The sequence below is a fragment of the Caballeronia fortuita genome (genome assembly GCF_001544835.2).
GTDB lineage: Bacteria > Pseudomonadota > Gammaproteobacteria > Burkholderiales > Burkholderiaceae > Caballeronia > Caballeronia fortuita.
In genome coordinates this window covers 307,574-325,851 of sequence record NZ_FCNX02000003.1, presented here as the reverse complement: position 1 = coordinate 325,851, position 18,278 = coordinate 307,574, and the positions used below count along the sequence as shown (strand labels likewise).

Sequence of the window (18,278 nt, the reverse complement as noted above, 5' to 3'; positions counted from 1 at the left end):
CAAAGGCCCGGCCTCAATGCGCCGCCGCTTCGGCATGCACGGGCGCACGCCACACGAGGCCGATGATCACGCCGAGCACGCAAAGCGCGCCAATGTACCATGCAGGCGCCATCGTGATGCCCTGCCGCCCCACGAGGAACGAGGCGATCGCGGGCGCGGTGCCGCCGAAGATCGCGTAGGCCGTGTTGTACGAGAGCGCGAAACCGGTGAAGCGCACTTCCGGCGGAAAGCTCTTGACGATGATGTACGGCCCGAGCGTGATCGTTCCGATCAGAAAACCGCCGAGGATATACAGCGCCCACACCGACTGGCTGCCCGCGTTCAGGTTCATGTAGAAGGCACCGGTGACGAACAGCATCGCGACACTGCCGATTGCATATGCGCGGCCGCCGCCGATCTTGTCCGCTGCCCATCCCGCGAACGTGCTGCCAACGATCAGGCCGAAGATCGACCACGAGTTGTTCGTGAACACGTCCTTCGGCGCGAAGTGGAATTGCGCTTGCAGGAACGTTGGCGTGTAGAGGAAGTACAGCACGAAGATGCCGGAGAAGACCCACGTCGCCAGCAGCGAGACGATCACCGCGCCGCGATGTTCCTTCAGCACGACCGCGAGCGGCAGGCGCGCATCCGCTTCGCGCTTCGCACGCAGCGCTTCGAACACCGGCGTTTCCTGCAGATAGCGGCGCAAGTAGACCGAGATCAGCCCGAACAGGCCGCCCGCGATGAACGGCAGACGCCAGCCCCAGCTCTTCAGATCCGCCGGCTCCATGTTGCCGATGAGGAACTTCGCCGACAACGCGCCAAGCAGAATGCCGGTGCACAAACCCGACATCAGAAGACCACATGCGAGACCGATGCGATCGCGCCGCACGTGTTCCGAGCAGAAAATCCACGCGCCCGGCACTTCCCCGCCGACGGAAAGACCCTGCAAAACACGGCACAAAAGAAAGAGCAGCGGCGCGACGATGCCGAGCGTCGCATAGCTAGGCAACAAGCCGATGAGCAAGGTCGGCGCGGCCATGAGAAAGAGGCTCAGCGCAAACATCTTCTTGCGGCCGATGCGATCGCCGAAGTGCGCGAAGAAGATGCCGCCGATGGGACGCACGAGATAGCCCGCCGCGAAGATGCAGAACACTTCGAGCTGCGCGAGCCATTCGGGCGTTTGCGGCGGAAAGAACACAGTGGCGAGCAGCTTAGTGAAGAACACCGCGACGATGAAATCGTAGTACTCCAGCGCACCGCCGAGCGACGCCAGCATCAGCGTCTTGATATCGTTGCGTGACATCGATCGCCCGTGCATGGCGACGTCGTCCGTCTGTACAGGGGTAGAACTCATCTTTGGCTCCAAACTCTGGGTGAGGTGACGTTCAACGCATTCGCCATTTAATCAGCATGCTGATTAATCATGCGCTCTTGCTTCGTTAGCGCACGACGCCTGAGCGACGCATCGTTCTATCGATTTCGTGTGTTGACTTCCATGATTGACATTCGGTGCTCCGGCCCTCAGCATTTCGTCAGTACGCTGATGGATAGATTTGTATCCGGAAAAAATTGGAAGCGCAACTGTGATTGCACCTACAATCTCTGGATTCCCGCGTGACTGAAACTTCTTCGATAAAAGGGTTAAGGATGGGCACCGTTGCCGAGAAAAAAGCTGCTGTTTCCGATGGCGGCGTCGAGACCGGACACTTGTGGCAGCGCCCGGGGTTTCTGATCCGGCGGCTCAATCAGATTCATATCGCGCTCTTCTTCGAGAGCTGCAAGGACTTCGCCATCACGCCCGTGCAATACGGCCTGCTCACCACGCTGAGCGAGCGGCCCGGGCTCGATCAGACATCGCTGTGCGCGGAAGTCGGCGTCGATCGCACGACGATGGCGGACGTGCTGCGCCGTCTCGAGGAGCGCGGCCTCGTCAAGCGCGAGCCCAGCCCTCACGACGGGCGCCTCAAGATCGCCAACATCACCGCGAAAGGACGGCGCGTGATGAAGGACATGTACGGCAGCATGCGAGAAGCCCAGGTCAAGTTTCTGGACCCGCTGAGCCCTGAAGAACGCGTTCATTTCGTGCGCATGATGATGCGGCTCGTCGAAGGCAACAACCAGTACGGGCGCACTTCGCTCAAGCATTTCGACTGACTACTGTGCGCTAACTACTGCGTGATGTCGCGGCGGTACGTTTCGGGCACGAAGAGCGCACCGACCGCGAACGACACGATGGCAATGACGATCGGATACCACAGCCCGAAATAGACGTTGCCGCGCGCGACCGCCATCGCCGAGACGACGAACGGCAGCATCCCGCCGAACCAGCCTGAGCCGAGATGAAACGGCAGCGAAAGCGACGTATAGCGGATGCGCGCCGGAAACAGTTCGACCATGAACGCGGCCATCGGGCCATAGACCATCGCGAGATAGAGCAGCAGGAGCCACATCAGGAAGACGACCATCGGCGCATCGACTTTCGATGGATCAGCGCGCGCCGACCATCCCGATGCGATCAACGCCTTCTCCAGTTCGCGCTTGTCGCTTCCATGCACGACGATCGAACCTATTTCCGTCGATGCCGTCTGACCCGCCTGCAACGGCGCCCTGTCATACGAAACACCGGATGCGCTCAGGAACGAACGTATGCGGTCGCACTCCGTGACGGGCGCGGAGAACAACGAGAAGCGGCAATCGTTCGCGCGCACCGTGACTGGCGCGCTCTTCTGGAACGCTTCGAGTTGCGGATTCGCGTAATGCGTGAGCGCGTGGAAGATCGGTTGCGTGGTCGCGGCGAGCAACAGGCACGCGAGCATCATGATCCATTTTCTTCCGATGCGATCCGACAACCAGCCGAACAGAAGGTAGAACGGAAACACCCCGATCAATGCAATCGCAAGGAACAGGTTCACCGAGTTCGGCGCGACCTTCAACGTGTTCTGGAGGAAATACATCGAATAGAAATGTCCCGTGCCGAACACCACGCCCACGCCCGATGCCGTGCTGAACAACATGATGAGCACGTACTTGAGGTTGTTCCATTGGCCGAAGCTTTCCCCTATCGGCGACTCCGATAACCTGTTGCCCTGCTTCATCTCCCGAAAGGTCGGCGATTCGGCGAGTCTCGTCCGAAGATAAACCGATATCGCGAGCAGCACGATCGATACGAGAAACGGCAAGCGCCAGCCCCAGCTTTGAAACGCGGCTTCATTCATGGATGCGCGGCTGATGCTTACCGCGCCGATCGATGCGAGCAGGCCGAGCGTCGCCGTGGTCTGAAGCGAACTCGTATAGAAGCCGCGCCTGTCCGCGGGCGAATGTTCCGCGAGATAAGTGGCCGCGCCTCCCGTTTCGCCGCCGAGCGCAAAGCCCTGCAGGAGCCGCAGCGCGACGAGCAAGACGGGCGCCATCATCCCGATCTTCTCGAACGAAGGCAGCAAGCCCACGCCGATGGTCGCGACGCCCATCAACACGATGGTCGCCATGAACGTGTACTTGCGTCCGATTCGATCGCCGAGCCGTCCAAAGAAAAGCGCGCCGAGCGGACGCACGAGAAAGCCCGCGCCGAAGGTCGCAAGACTCGCGAGAAACGCGACCGTATCGTTGCCGCTCGGGAAAAACAGAATGCCGAACGTACCCGCGAGCGCCGCGTAGATATAGAAGTCGTACCATTCGAGCAGCGCGCCGAACGAAGACGCGATGATCAGCGTGAACTCGTGACGCGTAACTACGCGCTGCGACCGCTCCGAAAGAGACGTGGCCATATCGATCCCATGCGGACTGAAACGCCGATTGAAACGCGGATGATCAGAAATCCTTCAGCAAATCGAGCGCTTCGTCGCGCTTCATCACGGCGGCGTACTTTTGCGCCATGTCGAAGAGATTCGCTTCGTGCGGAGCAATAGCGCGATCCCCAACGCAATCCGACAGCACGAACGGACGAAAGCCGTATTGCATCGCATCGACGACAGATGAGCGCACGCAACCGCTCGTCACCGCGCCCGCGATGACGAGCGTGCGTACGCCGTGCTGCGTGAGCCATGCCGCGAGCGATGTACCGAAGAACGCCGAAGGCACCGTCTTGCGCACGACGAGTTCACCGCTGCGCGGCGTCAGTTGCGGCACGATCGCGCTGTCGTGCGAATCTTCCTTCAGCGCGAGCAGGCCCGGTACTTTCATCGTGAAGACGTTGTGATCGGCGTCATCGTCGGCGAATACGATGCGGCTATGCGCGACCGGCCAGCCCATCTCGCGCGCATGCGCGAGCAAGGGCACGGTGTTCTCGATGGCCTGTGGTATGTTGCCGCCGCCGAACACTTCCGGGTTCGCGAAGCCGTTCACCAGATCGACGATCAGCAGGCCGACCGGCGCCACCGGTTCGAGCGTCGAGCCGAAGCTCTGACGCTTGTAGGTTTCGATATCGTGGGACATGTGCGTGTTTTCGTGTCAGCGGTCGAGGACCACGCCATCGCGCACGACGGGCTCGCCGTCGAGGAATACATCGCAATGACGTAGCGGAATGTCGATATGACAGGTCGTCGTGCGGCTGCCGCCGGCTTCGTTGTTCGGCCCGAGCGAGAACAGGAAGTTGCCTTCGAACGCGCGCGCGTCCATGCCGATGGTCGCCTCGCGATCGTAGAGACCGAGCGTCGACCAGTGCGCGCGCGGCTGCAAGCCCCAGCCGATATGCGAGATCGCGTAGGCTTCCGGATCGTCGAACGTCGCCATGTATTCGCTGAGCAACTGCGCGTCGATGCCGCCTTCGATGCGCGTCGCATAACCGCCTTCGACGGTCAGTTCGATGCGCTCCTGCACATAGCTTTTCTGCGGCAGCAGGATATCGCCGCGATCGATCACGATGCGGCCATGCGCCTTGCCATCGTTCGGGAAGGTCAGTGCGAAGCCGCTCGGCCAATGATCCCAGCGGCCGGGTTCATCGACGTAACCGTATTCGGCGATCGGCTCGAACTCGCCGAGCGGACAGCGAAAATCCGTTCCCGCCGCCGACACGATATGCATCTCCTTCGCACGCGCGATGCGCGCCTGCGCGGCGAGCACGCGTTCACGATCAGCGGGCGTGGGCACGAGACGCGTGAGCACTTCCGGCGGCTCCACTGCGAGCAGTATCTTCGTGCCGCTCTTCAGGATGTCGAGTTGCTCGGGCGAGAACAGCAAGGTCATCAGATCGAGCACGAGATCGCTTTCCTTCAGTGCGGCGATGGCAGCACGGTTACCCGTCAATGGCGTCGTGCCGAGGTATGCGAGCGAATCGCGGCTCAAGGCTTTCTCGCCGTTCACCGGCGGCAAGTCGAGACGATTGACGATCGCGCCCATCGATTGCGTTGCGATGAGCGCGGTCGAAAGTGTCTGCGGATGCGTCGACGCGCTCGTGAGAATGGTGACCGTCTGCCCCGCTTCGAGACGCGAGAGCGTGAGCACCTTCGTCCACGCATCGACCATCTGATAGTCACTGACCGGCATGTGCGTCTCCTTCAACGAGCGGCGGAATCGAAGCGCCGAGAAAATCGCCGAGCGCCGCATGAAAGCCGGCTTCGTCGTCCCACGGAATCATGTGGCCTGCATCATGGACGCGCGTGCGCGCAAGATGCGGCACGAGCGCGCGGATCTCGTCGACGTCCGTATCGCGCACGACATCGCCTCTGCCCGCCGTGACGAGCAGCGCGGGTATGCGCAGATGCGCGAGATCGGCGTGAATGTCGTCGGTATGGAAGCCTTCGAAGCTCGCGCGTATCGCGCGTTCATCGCATGTATGAAGCCACTCGGCGCGCAAGGCGAGTTGATCGTCGGTCCACGTCGGGCAGAAGGCGCGCATCGCGTCCGCGCTCATGCCCTCGCGCGATTGCCGGATCGAATCGATGTACCACGGCAATTGCGACGGATACGCGCGGCGTCCCGGACCGGACACTGGTGGATCGATCATCGCAAGACGTGCCATGCCCGCAGGCTGCGAACGCGCCGCGCGTATGCCGATGCGCGCGCCCATCGAATGACCGATCACGCTGTATCGTTCGAAGCCCATCGCGGCGGCGAAAGCGATCAAATCGGCCGCCTGCGCGTCGAGGCTATAGTCGAGCGCATCCGATGCCGACGACAACCCTCTTCCACGCACGTCCAGCACATACGTATCGAACACCTTGCCGAGATGTTCAGCGACGAAGCCCCACGTCACCGCCGGACTCGTGATGCCCGGCACGACGATCACGGGATCGCATTCGTTGCGCGCGCCGCCATAGCGTAGATAGTGCTGACGAATGCCGTTCGCCTGAACATTCGCGCCGTATAGATAAGTCGACATGCGCGCCTCGCTCAATATGCGCCCGACAGCAACGCGCCCGCGCCGGGCACGACGGCTTCGAGTCCGAGTTGCTTGAGCATCGCGTAAGTGGTCGCGACGGCCGCGGTGACGACCGGCTTGCCCGTCATCGCTTCGACTTTCGCGATGACCGGCAGCGAAGGCATCTGCACGCATGCGGACAGCACGATGGCATCGGCTTCCTGATAGCGCATCGACATGACAATCTCGGGAAGGCGGTTCGGATCATGACGCGCGACATCGAGATTGTCGGGAATCTCGAGCGCACGATAGTCGATCACGTCGTAGTCTTCATTGCGGATATAGTCGACCACGAGTTCGGTCAACGGCTTCATGTACGGCGTGACGACGACGACGCGCTTTGCACCGATCACCTTCAGCGCATCGACCAATGCGCCCGCGCTCGTGATGACGGGCGCAGCGCCGCCGTTCTCGATCGTGCGCTCATGCAGGCGCTGCTGCGACACGCGATGATAGCCGTGCCCCATCGCCATGATTGCAACCAGACACGCATAGCCGAGCACATCGACGCGTGCATCGGACAGCTCTACCGCGCAGCGATCCGACTCCGCGTCCATCGCGGCGAGCTCTTCTTTCACGACCTTTTTCATGCGCATGCGGCTCGAATGAAACGTGAAGCGCTCGGGCCGGATCGTCTGTCGCGCGAGCAACATCGCGGGAATCTCGGTTTCCATGGTCGTGTTCGAACTCGGCACGATCTGGCCGATGCGGTAAAGCTTCGTCATATGCTGCTCCATGTCCTTGGGTTCTTCGTGATGTCAAAGGCGAAAGAGACGTTCCGCGTTGCCGTGGCAGACCAGCGCGCGCGTCGCGTCGTCGAGCGGCGCGCGTTCGATGAAGTCCGCCGCGATCTGCGTCGATTCATACGGATAGTCCACCGAGAACATCACCGCCTGCGCGCCCATCTCGCCGATCGCGCCGATGAGCGCGGGCGCCGAGCACACGCCCGAGGTCGTGATGAGGATGTTCGTGCCGATGTAATCGGAAGGCGCGCGTTCGAGGCTCACGCCATGCGAGTACACGGCGAAGCGGCTGTCGAAACGCCAGCGCAAAAACGGCAGACCTTCGCCCATGTGACCGAGAATGATCTTCAGATTCGGGAAGCGATCGAACACGCCGCTGAAGAGCAGGCGCAGTGCGTGGCTGCCGGTTTCGACGCCCCAGCCCCATGTCGCGCCGGTGAGTTCGGGATGACCATCGAGCACGCGCGGATTCACGAACGCATCGGTTGGATGCAGATACAAGGGCACGTCGAGGTCCTGCATCGTCGCCCAGAAGGGATCGTAGGCGCGGTCGTCGTAATACGTGCCGAGCGTATGACCGTTGACGAGCGCGCCCTTGAAGCCGAGTTCGCGGACCGCACGCGTGAGTTCATCGGATGCGGCTTGCGCGGTGTGCATCGGCAAGGTTGCAAAGCCGCCGAAGCGCGACGGATGACGCGCGATCTGCTGCGCAAGAAAGTCATTGCTCTCTTTCGCGCGACTGATCGCGAGCGCGGCATCGGGTTCGCCCTGCACGCTCGGCCCGGTCTGCGAAAGAATCGTGTAGTCGATGCCCGCGCGGTCCATCTCGACGATGCGCTGCTCGTCGAAATCAGCGAGGCGCGCGGCAAGATCGCGCAGGACCTCGGGCGCGATATGCTGCGTGAAACTCTTCGAATAACCCTGAAAACCCGGCGTGCCGAAATGCTCTTCGAGGGCGATCTTGCGAATCCGCTTGCTCATTTGAACTCCATTTGATCAGTAGGCTGACGATATGATCGAACGACGAACCTCGCGCGGCTCGTCATGCAAGCTTAATCGCCCTTTCCGAAAAGCCGCTTGATGCGCCCCCAGACGACGCTCCATACGAGGCTGCCCGCATTGAATTTCGCCGACGATGCCGCTGCCGCTGCTTCGGGCGCGTCGCCTCCGCCGAGTTGCGCCGTGATGCGCGCGCCGAAATCCGCGATCATGCGACGCACGAAATCCTTCACGAGACCGGAACGCGAAAACTGCGCGAGCGGTCCTTGCAACATGTATTCGAGCGTGACGGCGACACGCGTTCGTGCGCCATCGTCTTCGCTCGTCAGCGCATACGTCACGTCGCCATTCGCGCGCGAACGGCTGATGTTGTCCTGCCCCGCGCCGCGCATGACCGCGCGATGCGCGGCGTCGTCGCGTTCGAGGCGCGCCGCGCCCGCGAAGTTCGCCGACATCGGACCGAACTTGATCGCGATCTTGCCCTTCACGCTTTCGCCATCGTGCTCGACGAGTTCCGCGCCCGGAAGACAGGACGTGACCGAAGGCAGATCGCCCATGAACGCCCACACCTTGTCGAGCGCGAAGGGCACGACGAAGCTATCGTCGATCGCGGTCCAGCCTTTGCGAAGCGCAGCGGGTTGATCGACGGGTGCCGCACTCGCGGACGCCGGCGCTTGCGGCGCCGCCGACGGCGCTGCCGCGAACGTCTCGAACGCGGGCGCGGCGACCGTCGCATCGATCGTTATTGCGCGTGCAGCGGGCGCTTGCTCAGTCGGGTTGTCCTTCAGATCCGCGAGCACCGCCTTGATCGCCGCGACCATGCCCATATAGCCCGTGCATCGGCACAGATTGCCCGAGAGTTCGAGCCGGATGCGCGCTTCGTCGGCATCGGGAAAGCGTTGCACGATATCGCGCGCGGTAATCAGCATGCCGGGCGTGCAGTAGCCGCATTGCAAGCCATGATGAATCGAGAACGAGCGGCGCAGGCGCTTCATCAGCTCGTCGTCGTCGAAGCCTTCGATGGTGCGAACCTTCTGCTTTTCGCACGCGACGGCGAACGTGATGCACGAGCGCACCGGCTCGCCATCGACGAGCACGGTGCATGCGCCGCACACGCCATGCTCACAACCGAGATGCGTGCCGGTAAGGTTGTGCGTGTCGCGAAGGAAGTCGCCGAGATGCACACGCGATTCGATATCGCTGCATACGGATCGGTCGTTGATGGTGAGTTCGATGACGGACATTGCAGTCTCTTCTGATCTTCTAAACGGGATGCGCGTTCGATACGCCGAACGCCTGCGCGAGACAACGTTCGAGCGCGGCCGTGTGCATCTGCCTGTCGATGGCGTCGGCGTTGGGCATCGCGTTCGTCACGGCCTGCATGAGCGCATCTGTGGTAGCGGCGTCGGGGCCGCGTTGCGCGATCTGTCGTGCGAGATCGTCGAGTGCGCCCGGCGGTCCATCGAGCGCGCCGAGCACGATGCGGGCGAGTCCCGTGCGTGCATCGAAGGCCGCGGCCGCGCTCGCATGCGCAAATTCGCCCGTCTTGCGGCACAGCTTGTAATAGCCCCAGCGCAACGTCGGGCCGAGCTTCGGCATCAACACGGCAGTGATGATCTCGCCGTCTTCGAGCAACGTCGTGAATGCGCCGAGCATGAACTCGCTCGCGCGCACTTGCCGCGTGCCGCCTGCCTTCGACAGTTCCAGACGCGCATCGAGCGCGGACAATGCGAGCGGCCAGTCGGCAGCGGGATCGGCATGTGCGAGACTGCCGCCGATCGTCCCGCGATTGCGTATCGCACGATACGCGATGCCGCCCGCGACATGCTGCATGAACGGATGACGCAGCAGCGCATGCTTGCCATCCTCGATCTCGGCATGCGTGACTGAAGCGCCGATGCGCACGTATTCGCCCGCTTCCGACACGCTGCGCAAATCCGCAATGCGCGAGACATCGACGACACGTCCCGGCCGCGCGAGACGCAGATTGAGCATCGGGCCCATCGACTGGCTGCCGGATATCGGCTTCGCGCCGCTCAGTTCCCTGAGCGCATCGGGCAACGACGTCGCCCTCACATATTCGAACGCAGCGGCTTTCATCCCGCCACCTCCTGACTCAGTTCTTCCTTGCTCGCCGCCTTGCGCGCGTTCGCCGCATGGATCGCCGCAAGCAGACGACGCGGCGTCAACGGCGTTTCCGATACGCTCGCGCCGATCGGCACGAGCGCATCGTTGACGGCATTGAAGAGCGCGGCCGGCGGCGCGATCGCACCGCCTTCGCCCACGCCCTTCGCGCCGAACTCGGTATAAGGCGACGGCGTTTCCATATGAATGATCTTGAGCGACGGCAACTCCGTCGGTCCGGGCAGCATGTAATCGGCGAGCGTCGACGTGAGCGGTTGCGCGTTGTCGTCGTAGAGCGTCTCTTCATAGAATGCGGTGCCGATGCCCTGCGCCGTGCCGCCTATCGTCTGTCCTTCGACGACCATCGGATTGATCATGCGTCCGCAATCTTCGACGATCACATAATCCAGGATCTCGACATCGCCCGTCTTCGGATCGACGGCGACCGCCGCCGCGTGCGTCGCATAACTGAACGCGCCCGTATCGACCTTCGGTTTGAAGCCTTGCGTCGCTTCGAGGCCCGCCAGGTTCACATCGGCGGGCAGGCGTTCGGGCCGCAGATACCATGCGGACGCGATGTCTTCGATCGACACGCGCCCCGTTGCGCCGATCACTTCGCCGTGCTCGAAACGCACCGCGTCGCGTGCTTCGCCGAGCAGATGCGCGCCGATGAGAACGAGGCGCGGCAGGAGCTCGCGGCATGTCGTCGCAACCGCGCCGCCCGCCATCACGATGCTGCGCGATGCATACGTGCCCGTCGAATACGGCGTGAGCGCGGTATCGCCATGCACGACCTTGATCTTCTGCAGCGGCACGCCGAGCACTTCGTTCGCGATCTGCGCGAGCGTCGTCTCCATGCCCTGACCGTGCGAGTGTATGCCCGCGCGCACTTCGAGACCGCCATCGGCGGTAATGCGAACGGTCGCGAGATCGTAGCCCGGCACGACCGGCAGACCCCACGATGCGAACACCGCGGTGCCATGCGCGGATTGCTCGGTGAACGTCGCGAAACCGATGCCGACGAGCCGGCCATCCTTCTCGCCCGACTTTTGCCGCGCGCGCCACTTGGGCACATCGAGTTGCGCTACCGCGCGTCGCAGGCTTTCCTGGAAGTCGCCGCTGTCGTAGTGCTTCTTCACGACGTTCGTGTAAGGCATGTCCGCGCCGCGCACGAGGTTGTCGTGACGCACTTCCCATGCTTCGCGCCCGACGGCGCGCGCGATGGCGTCCATCGTCAGTTCGATCGCGAAGCACACGCCTGTGCGCGCCACGCCGCGATACGGCAGGAAGCCCGGCTTGTTCGTCGCCGCGCATTGCGTGCGGCAACGATAACCCCTGAAATCGTAGGGTCCGGGAAGATTGCCGAGCGCCTGTCCCGTTTCGAGACCGATCGTGAAGGGCCATGCGGAATACGCGCCGCCGTCGATCAGCAGCTCTGCATCGAGTGCCAGCAAGCGGCCGTTCTTATCGGCGTAAGCGGTGAGTTCGTAATGATGCTGACGCGAGTTCGCGCCGGCGATCAGATGTTCGCGCCGGTCCTCGATGAAACGAAATGGCTTCTTGTAAGTCAGCGCAAGCCACGCGATGCACAACTCTTCCTGCTGCAGCACGCACTTGTAGCCAAACGCGCCGCCGACATCGGGCGAGATGACGCGCACTTGCGCATGATCGATGCCGAGACATTGCGAGAGCACCGTGCGAATCATGTGCGGCACTTGCGTCGACGTGATGACGACGAGTTGCGAATGCGTGTGATCCCAGTACGCGAGCACGGCCTTGCCTTCCATCGGCACCATGCATTGACGCGCGAGATCGACCTTCTGCTTCACGACGACGGGCGCGTCTTTCGAACGCTCGTCGAAGTCGATGTCGGCCTTGAGGTCGAGAAAGAGATTGTCGGTCCAGTGATCGTGCACGCGCACATCGGTACGGTCGCGTGCAACGAACGCGTTCGGGAACGCCGGCAGTTCGTCGAGATCGAGTTCGACTTCTTCTGCGATGTCTTCCGCTTGCGCGCGCGTCTTCGCAAAGCACATCGCAATGGGTTCGCCGACGAAACGCACCTTGCCCGACGCGAGCGGCGGATGCGACGATGGCTTGTATGTGGGCAGACTCGAATCGGCGACGATATCGGTCGCGCCTTGCATGTCGCCGCGCACGATCACTTGCCCCGCGCGATCCGCCGGCTTGCCGATACGGACGATGCGCGCATGCGCAACCGGACTGCGCAGGAACGCCACTTCCTGCAAGTCGGGGAATGTGTAGTCCGCGACGAACTTGCCCTTGCCATGCAGATGCCGTTCGTCTTCGCGACGCCTCACGCGCGCGCCGACGCCACCGCTTTCGGCCGGCGCTTCCATGTGTTCCGATTCACTCATGCGCTCTCTCCCAGCGAGGTTCAGACGGGGTAAGCGAGATCGTTGGCGATCATCGCGGTATCGTAGACCGCCTGTCTTTCCTTCAGAAGAAGCACGTTACCATTGCGTGCGAACCGGTCAAAAAGACGGCCTGCCTGATGCAAGGTCGTTGCGCCTTCCACGAGCGTTTGCAGCAGCATGTAGTTGCTCTGCGCGACGATCTCCTCGTCGGTCGCGTTCAGAATGCGCACGTTCGAGACGAAGTGCAGCATCTGGCGCGGCGCGAACATCTGCGTGCGTGCGATGGCCACCGCGCGATCGCGCAGCATGTTGCGCCCTTCCGCATAGACGAGCCCGACGGGATAGCCGTTCGCGGCGTTCTCATACTCGGTCACGCGATAAAGACAGTTCTCGGTGAAGAATTCCGGCCAGCGTTCGATGTCGCCGCCATCGAGCGCCGCGCAGTATTCGGCGTGAAAGTCCTCGACCGCCGCGCGCGCGATGAGCGCCTTGTCGTGCGCGATGTCCTGTTTCTCGAATCCTGGCAACATCTAGAACTCCATCACTTCACGATAATGTTTGTACATGGCGCGAATGGCCGCTTCGGAGATGAGGTTGTCGGCGGTGCCGATCTTGTCTCCGTCGAGCTTGATGACGCTGCGCTCGCTCACCGAACGGCGCACGCCTTCCTGCACGAACTTCATCGCTTCGTTGTCTTCGAGGCCGAGAAAGCCCGACGGTCCCATCAGATTGCCTTGACGCAAACGGTGCCGCACCATGTCTTCGGTGTCGTCTTCATAGCCGAACATGGTCCAGAGCATGATCATGCTGTTGGGGCCGTTCGGCACGATATGGCGCACGCCGAGCGTATTCATCTCGCGCTGCACGATGAGATTCGGCCAGATGGTCTGCATCGTCACTGACCATTCGGAATCGAACTCCTTGATGAATTCGAGGAAGCGTTCATCGCGCAAGGTCATGCCGTCGTGGAAGGAGCGCATCTCCTTCTTCTTGTCCTCGTCGATGGTGGCATACAGCGATTCGCTTTTCGCGGAGGCCATCGTGCCGTGGATGCCGTACTTGCTGTCGGCGACCATCGCGGAACGATTGCCCGCCACGAGCAAGCCGAACACCACGAGGAACGAATGCAGCAGCGTCGCGTGATACGGATCCTTCAGGTTCTCGTGATACATCTTCCAGTTGCACGGCAGCTCGTTCTTGTAGAAGCCGAGCACGCGCAGACGCTTGCCGTTGAACACGGCGTCGAAGTCTTCGAGAATCTCGGGCGTGAGATAGTCTTCGAGCGATTCCATGTCGTGCGAAAACGATGCGAACACAACGCCGTTGCGTGTCGCGACCGCGAGTTTGCGCAAGCCGTGCGCGTCGTTGCGGAAGTCTTTCGGCATGCCGCCGAGCTTGTTCACGCCGCGTCTGAACGGCACGCCTTGCAGATTGCCCTTGAGGTCATACGACCATTGGTGATACGGGCACACGAACTCCTTGTTGTTGCCGCGGCTGTGACGGCAGAACTCCGCGCCGCGATGCGCGCAACGATTCTCGAACACGTTGATCGAGCCGTCTTCCGCGCGCGATACGACAACCGGCGTCGGTCCGACATACGAGCGCTTGTAGTCGCCCGCGTTCGGCACTTCCGCTTCGAGCGCGACGAAGTTCCAGGTGCGGCCATGAAAGATGCGTTCGACCTCGCGTGCATAGACGGCTTCGCTCGTATAGACCCAGTCGGGGATGCATTGCAGCCCTTCTTCGGGCCACGCGAGACCTTCGATCGGCGGATTCTTGGATTGAGGCGTATGAACGCCGATGATCGTTTCAGACGAGTACACCTTGATCTCCCGAGTGTGTGGAGCGAAGCAGCTTATCGAGCTGACGCAGCTTGATCGTGGGGTCCGCGAGCATGGCGGCGTCCACCGGCACGCCCTCTTCGACGAGCCGTCTTATCGCACGCAACTCGCCCCCCTGATTGATCGCGACAACCTGAGCGATGACGCCATCGCGCAGGCCCATGAGCACGGTCCTGCCATCGGCGCCCGCGCGTTCGATCCATCGATCGGCCGCGCTATCCGGCAGGCCGAGCATCTGGATGTTCCAGTCGAATTGATCGGTCCAGAACCACGGCGTCGGCGCATAGGCGACTGCATCGCCGGTGATATTGCGCGCCGCGACGATCGCCTGTTCCTGCGCGTTCTGCCACGATTCGAGACGCGTCGCGCGATCGTTCTCGCCGAACGGAAAGTTCGCGCAATCGCCTGCCGCGTAGACATCGGGCGCGGATGTGCGGCAATGACGATCGACGACGATGCCGTTATTCGTCGTCATGCCCGCGTCTCGCGCGAGTTCGTCGTTCGGCGTCTGTCCGATGGCGATCACGCACAGATCGAAGCTCTCCGCGTTGATCTGCACGCCGGTTGCGTGCGCGTCGACTTGCAGCGCCTTCGCATCGAACATGAAGCGCACGCCGTGCGACTCGTGCTTCGTGCGCAAACGTTCGGAGAGCACCGGCGGCAATGCTCGTGCCAACAAGCTCGATCCCGTTTCGAACACGCTGACGTCGATGCCGCGCGTTCGCGCGCTCGCCGCAAATTCCAGCCCCAGAAATCCGCCGCCGATCACGGCGACCGATCGCGCGGTGGCGAGCCGCGCACGCAGACGCATCGCATCGTCGAGCGTACGCAGATAGAAGACATGCGGGCCTTCGATCGCGCCCGGCAATTGGCGCGCGCGGCCGCCCGTCGTCAGGAGACAATGGTCGTAGCGCAATGCGCCGCTGCGTTCGAGCATCGCGACATGCGCTTGGGTATCGAGCTTCAACACACGATCGTTGAGCCATTCGATGCGCGCATCGACGTAAAGCTCGGCGGTATGTACCCAGCCCTTGAAGCAATCGTCGTCGTCCGGTGCGATGAGCACGTCCTTGGACAGCGGCGGCCTTTCATACGGAGCATGACGTTCATCGCCGGCAAGCACGATGCGCCCTTCGTAACCGTGCGTGCGCAACGCCTGCGCCGCGCGCGCACCCGCCTGCCCCGCGCCGATGATGAGTACAGTCTGCGTCATGGTCTTCACGCGTATCAGAGATCGACGTAGATCTCGCCGCCTTCCACCTGCACGCCGTACACGCGGATCGGCTGCGTGACCGGCGCACACTGCGCGGCGCCCGTGCGGATGTCAAAACGCCCCTGATGCAGCGGACATTCGATGCATCCGTCTTCCATATAGCCATCGCTCAACAGCGCGAACTGATGCGTGCAAACGTTGTGCGTGGCGTGCACGTCTCCATCGAGCAGATAGAGCGCGATGCGCTCCTCGCCGATCGTCACGCCGAGCGGTTCGTCTTCCACGAGATCGGCGAGCTTCGCCGCGAATTTGAGTGCCATCCGTCGCCCCTTCGGAAATCAATCAGTATGCTGATGATCTGTTGAAGCTATGCTAGCAGGACTTTTCGTCGAGTCAACCGATCAAAAATAATGGCTTTCCCGTAGAGATCGGGCCCGAACGGGTCCACGTCCGTGCGGCAGGTGCAACTATGCGATGATTCGAGGCTCCTACACGACCTCGAGCGTCATGCCCTCCACCGTCGTCACACGCACGAACCCTCTGCCGATTGCGAGCATTGGCTTCATCCTTGCTTCGATGCTGTGCTTTGCTATCGTCGATACGCTCGCGAAAGCCGTCGCGCTGCACTATCCGGCAAATGAGCTCACGTTCTTCCGCATGTTGTTCGGCCTCGTTCCGGCTATCGCGGCGTGTTGCGTCGGCGAGCGTTCGCTGATGGATCGCATGAAGCGCCTCGACTTCAGGGGACAGACCTGGCGCGCGCTGACGTTGCTCGGCGCATCTGGTTTCTTCTTTGCGGGCTTGCCGTACATTCCGCTCGGCGAGGCCGTGGCGATCGCGTATTCGGAGACGTTGCTCGTCGTCGTGCTCGCGCCCTTCATGCTGAAAGATAGGCTCACGACGCGCTCGGCGGTGGCTGCGCTCGCCGGCTTCGCAGGCGTGCTGCTCGTCGTGCGCCCGGGCGGCGGCGAGTCGAACTGGCTCGGGCCGGCGCTCTTGCTGTGCAGCGCGTTGTGCGGCGCGCTCTCGATCATTCAGATCAAACGGATCCGCTCGACCGACGATTCACGCACCACGGTCCTGTTCTTTACGATGGTGGGAACCGTCGTCACCGCGGCCACGTTGCCGTTCAGCTGGAAGACGCCGGCGCTCGACGCGCTCGTGCTGATGGCGTTGCTCGGCGCGTTGGCGACCGCCGGGCAGATCCTGATGACGGTGGCCTTTCGGCGCGCCGACGCAGGTACGCTTGCGCCTTTCAACTACACGAGCATTGTGTGGGCGGCGCTCTTCGCGTACATCGCGTGGGGCGAGGTCATCGCGCCGCTTTCGCTCGCGGGCATCGCGCTGATCGTGGGCAGTGCGATCGCCGTCGCATGGCAACGCAAGCTCCCCGAAGGACCGATCGCCTGACATCGCCTGACCATCGCTCGACAATGCAATCATGAAACTCGAACAACTCGACACACCCGCCGCCATCATCGATATCGCGCGAATGCAGCGCAACATCGACAGGATGCAGACGCATCTGAACGCACTCGGCGTGACGTTTCGCCCGCATGTGAAGACGACCAAGTGCGCCGATGTCGTGCGTGCCCAGATTGCGGCGGGCGCGCGCGGCATCACCGTATCGACGTTGAAGGAAGCCGAGGAATTTTTCGCGGCGGGCGTCGCGGACATTCTCTACGCCGTCGGCATGGCGCCCGCGAAACTGCCGCGTGCGCTGGCGCTCAAGCAAAACGGCTGCGATCTGAAGATCATCGCGGACAACGTGGCGGCGGCCGTGGCGATCGTCGAGTTCTGCAAAGCGGCGAACGATACATTCGAAGTGTGGCTGGAGATCGATACGGATGGTCATCGCTCGGGTCTCACACCCGATGATGACGCGCTCGTCTCCATCGGCCGCGTGCTGCACGACGGCGGTATCGAAGTAGGCGGCGTGATGACGCATGCGGGTTCAAGCTATGAACTGAACGATCCCGAGGCGCTCGCCGCGCTCGCGGAACAGGAACGTGCCGGATGCGTGCACGCGGCGCAACGTCTGCGCGACGCGGGCATTCCGTGCAGAACGGTGAGCATCGGCTCGACGCCGACCGCGCTCGCCGCCCGGCATCTCGAAGGTGTGACCGAAGTGCGCGCCGGCGTGTACGTGCTTTTCGACCTCGTCATGGCGAACGTCGGCGTTTGCGATTCGAGCGACATCGCGTTGAGCGTGCTTGCGAGCGTCATCGGTCATCAGCCCGGCAAGGGCTGGGTCATCGTCGATGCAGGATGGATGGCGATGAGCCGCGATCGCGGCACGTCGAAGCAGACGCGTGATTATGGCTATGGGCTTGCTTGCGCGCTCGACGGCACCCCGCTCGAAGGCTGCGAGCTCGTTGGTGCCAATCAGGAGCACGGCATTCTCGCCGTTGCGAATTGCGATGATCTCGCGGGGCGCTTTCCCATCGGCATGAAGCTGCGCATTCTGCCGAATCACGCATGCGCGACGGGCGCGCAATATCCCGCGTATCACGGGCTGTCGAGCGATGGCAGCACGGTCGAATGGCCGCGCTTTCACGGCTGGTGACGGCATCGCTCAGCGCGCCAAGGCGCTCATAGACCATGAGGCCGCCGAGCACGAGGCCCGTCGCAGGACTCGTGCAA

General features: G+C 62.4%; 17 protein-coding genes. 3 read left to right on the top strand and 14 right to left on the bottom strand.

Features of this window, described 5'->3' with window-relative positions; all coding sequences use genetic code 11:
* Window positions 1-13: 13 nt before the first annotated feature.
* A complete protein-coding gene (locus AWB77_RS08485) occupies window positions 14-1,336 on the bottom strand; it encodes an MFS transporter (protein ID WP_061133960.1) in 1,323 nt (440 codons plus the stop codon).
* Between the two features lie 293 nt (window positions 1,337-1,629).
* Between AWB77_RS08485 and AWB77_RS08480 the strand changes: the two genes are divergently transcribed.
* Entirely contained in the window at window positions 1,630-2,136 is a 507-nt protein-coding gene (locus AWB77_RS08480; RefSeq protein ID WP_208601507.1) for a MarR family winged helix-turn-helix transcriptional regulator, read from the top strand.
* Window positions 2,137-2,150: 14 nt separating this feature from the next.
* On the opposite strand, the gene AWB77_RS08475 is transcribed toward AWB77_RS08480, so the two are convergent.
* The 13 genes from AWB77_RS08475 to AWB77_RS08415 all read right to left on the bottom strand — a co-directional run bounded on the left by AWB77_RS08475 (window position 2,151) and on the right by AWB77_RS08415 (window position 15,955).
* Complete coding sequence (locus AWB77_RS08475) at window positions 2,151-3,746, bottom strand: MFS transporter (RefSeq protein WP_061133959.1); 1,596 nt, start codon at window positions 3,744-3,746, stop codon at window positions 2,151-2,153.
* Window positions 3,747-3,789: 43 nt separating this feature from the next.
* On the bottom strand, window positions 3,790-4,413 hold the full coding sequence (locus AWB77_RS08470; RefSeq protein WP_061133958.1) for an N-carbamoylsarcosine amidohydrolase: 624 nt from the start codon (window positions 4,411-4,413) through the stop codon (window positions 3,790-3,792).
* Between the two features lie 15 nt (window positions 4,414-4,428).
* The gene (locus AWB77_RS08465; RefSeq protein WP_061133957.1) at window positions 4,429-5,463 is read right to left on the bottom strand and encodes a 2,5-dihydroxypyridine 5,6-dioxygenase NicX family protein; all 1,035 of its coding nucleotides are present in this window, start codon (window positions 5,461-5,463) and stop codon (window positions 4,429-4,431) included.
* A complete protein-coding gene (locus tag AWB77_RS08460; RefSeq protein WP_061133956.1) occupies window positions 5,450-6,298 on the bottom strand; it encodes an alpha/beta fold hydrolase in 849 nt (282 codons plus the stop codon). The genes AWB77_RS08465 and AWB77_RS08460 overlap by 14 nt, the downstream gene beginning before the upstream one ends.
* An 11-nt stretch (window positions 6,299-6,309) precedes the next feature.
* Entirely contained in the window at window positions 6,310-7,062 is a 753-nt protein-coding gene (locus AWB77_RS08455; RefSeq protein ID WP_061134094.1) for a maleate cis-trans isomerase family protein, read from the bottom strand.
* Between the two features lie 33 nt (window positions 7,063-7,095).
* Window positions 7,096-8,061: an amidohydrolase family protein gene (locus AWB77_RS08450; RefSeq protein ID WP_061133955.1), complete on the bottom strand. Its 966-nt coding sequence runs from the start codon at window positions 8,059-8,061 to the stop codon at window positions 7,096-7,098.
* Window positions 8,062-8,132: 71 nt separating this feature from the next.
* Window positions 8,133-9,323, bottom strand: coding sequence for a xanthine dehydrogenase family Fe-S subunit (locus AWB77_RS08445; protein ID WP_061133954.1), 1,191 nt, complete (start codon window positions 9,321-9,323; stop codon window positions 8,133-8,135).
* Window positions 9,324-9,342: 19 nt separating this feature from the next.
* Window positions 9,343-10,179 carry an FAD binding domain-containing protein gene (locus tag AWB77_RS08440; protein ID WP_061133953.1) on the bottom strand — a complete coding sequence of 279 codons (837 nt, stop codon included), beginning with the start codon at window positions 10,177-10,179 and terminating at the stop codon, window positions 9,343-9,345.
* Window positions 10,176-12,581 (bottom strand): xanthine dehydrogenase family protein molybdopterin-binding subunit, encoded by a 2,406-nt coding sequence (locus AWB77_RS08435; protein ID WP_061133952.1) that lies wholly within the window; start codon window positions 12,579-12,581, stop codon window positions 10,176-10,178. Before AWB77_RS08435 ends, AWB77_RS08440 begins: the two co-directional genes overlap by 4 nt.
* 20 nt (window positions 12,582-12,601) lie before the next feature.
* Window positions 12,602-13,111, bottom strand: a complete 510-nt coding sequence (locus tag AWB77_RS08430) for an aromatic-ring-hydroxylating dioxygenase subunit beta (protein WP_061133951.1) — start codon at window positions 13,109-13,111, stop codon at window positions 12,602-12,604.
* Entirely contained in the window at window positions 13,112-14,404 is a 1,293-nt protein-coding gene (locus tag AWB77_RS08425; protein WP_061133950.1) for an aromatic ring-hydroxylating dioxygenase subunit alpha, read from the bottom strand.
* Entirely contained in the window at window positions 14,391-15,635 is a 1,245-nt protein-coding gene (locus AWB77_RS08420; protein ID WP_061133949.1) for an NAD(P)/FAD-dependent oxidoreductase, read from the bottom strand. Before AWB77_RS08420 ends, AWB77_RS08425 begins: the two co-directional genes overlap by 14 nt.
* 14 nt (window positions 15,636-15,649) lie before the next feature.
* Window positions 15,650-15,955 (bottom strand): non-heme iron oxygenase ferredoxin subunit, encoded by a 306-nt coding sequence (locus AWB77_RS08415; protein ID WP_061133948.1) that lies wholly within the window; start codon window positions 15,953-15,955, stop codon window positions 15,650-15,652.
* A 187-nt stretch (window positions 15,956-16,142) separates the two neighbouring features.
* Here AWB77_RS08415 and AWB77_RS08410 point away from each other — a divergent pair, with 187 nt between their 5' ends.
* Both AWB77_RS08410 and AWB77_RS08405 read left to right on the top strand, forming a co-directional pair.
* A complete protein-coding gene (locus tag AWB77_RS08410; protein WP_061133947.1) occupies window positions 16,143-17,045 on the top strand; it encodes a DMT family transporter in 903 nt (300 codons plus the stop codon).
* A 31-nt stretch (window positions 17,046-17,076) separates the two neighbouring features.
* Window positions 17,077-18,201 (top strand): DSD1 family PLP-dependent enzyme, encoded by a 1,125-nt coding sequence (locus tag AWB77_RS08405; RefSeq protein WP_061133946.1) that lies wholly within the window; start codon window positions 17,077-17,079, stop codon window positions 18,199-18,201.
* The last annotated feature ends 77 nt before the right edge of the window (window positions 18,202-18,278 follow it).

Coding starts and splice junctions, on each gene's coding strand:
- AWB77_RS08485 (WP_061133960.1), bottom strand. CDS start 1,336: ATGAGTTCTACCCCTGTACAGACGGACGACGTCGCCATGCACGGGCGA.
- AWB77_RS08480 (WP_208601507.1), top strand. CDS start 1,630: ATGGGCACCGTTGCCGAGAAAAAAGCTGCTGTTTCCGATGGCGGCGTC.
- AWB77_RS08475 (WP_061133959.1), bottom strand. CDS start 3,746: ATGGCCACGTCTCTTTCGGAGCGGTCGCAGCGCGTAGTTACGCGTCAC.
- AWB77_RS08470 (WP_061133958.1), bottom strand. CDS start 4,413: ATGTCCCACGATATCGAAACCTACAAGCGTCAGAGCTTCGGCTCGACG.
- AWB77_RS08465 (WP_061133957.1), bottom strand. CDS start 5,463: ATGCCGGTCAGTGACTATCAGATGGTCGATGCGTGGACGAAGGTGCTC.
- AWB77_RS08460 (WP_061133956.1), bottom strand. CDS start 6,298: ATGTCGACTTATCTATACGGCGCGAATGTTCAGGCGAACGGCATTCGT.
- AWB77_RS08455 (WP_061134094.1), bottom strand. CDS start 7,062: ATGACGAAGCTTTACCGCATCGGCCAGATCGTGCCGAGTTCGAACACG.
- AWB77_RS08450 (WP_061133955.1), bottom strand. CDS start 8,061: ATGAGCAAGCGGATTCGCAAGATCGCCCTCGAAGAGCATTTCGGCACG.
- AWB77_RS08445 (WP_061133954.1), bottom strand. CDS start 9,323: ATGTCCGTCATCGAACTCACCATCAACGACCGATCCGTATGCAGCGAT.
- AWB77_RS08440 (WP_061133953.1), bottom strand. CDS start 10,179: ATGAAAGCCGCTGCGTTCGAATATGTGAGGGCGACGTCGTTGCCCGAT.
- AWB77_RS08435 (WP_061133952.1), bottom strand. CDS start 12,581: ATGAGTGAATCGGAACACATGGAAGCGCCGGCCGAAAGCGGTGGCGTC.
- AWB77_RS08430 (WP_061133951.1), bottom strand. CDS start 13,111: ATGTTGCCAGGATTCGAGAAACAGGACATCGCGCACGACAAGGCGCTC.
- AWB77_RS08420 (WP_061133949.1), bottom strand. CDS start 15,635: ATGACGCAGACTGTACTCATCATCGGCGCGGGGCAGGCGGGTGCGCGC.
- AWB77_RS08415 (WP_061133948.1), bottom strand. CDS start 15,955: ATGGCACTCAAATTCGCGGCGAAGCTCGCCGATCTCGTGGAAGACGAA.
- AWB77_RS08410 (WP_061133947.1), top strand. CDS start 16,143: ATGCCCTCCACCGTCGTCACACGCACGAACCCTCTGCCGATTGCGAGC.
- AWB77_RS08405 (WP_061133946.1), top strand. CDS start 17,077: ATGAAACTCGAACAACTCGACACACCCGCCGCCATCATCGATATCGCG.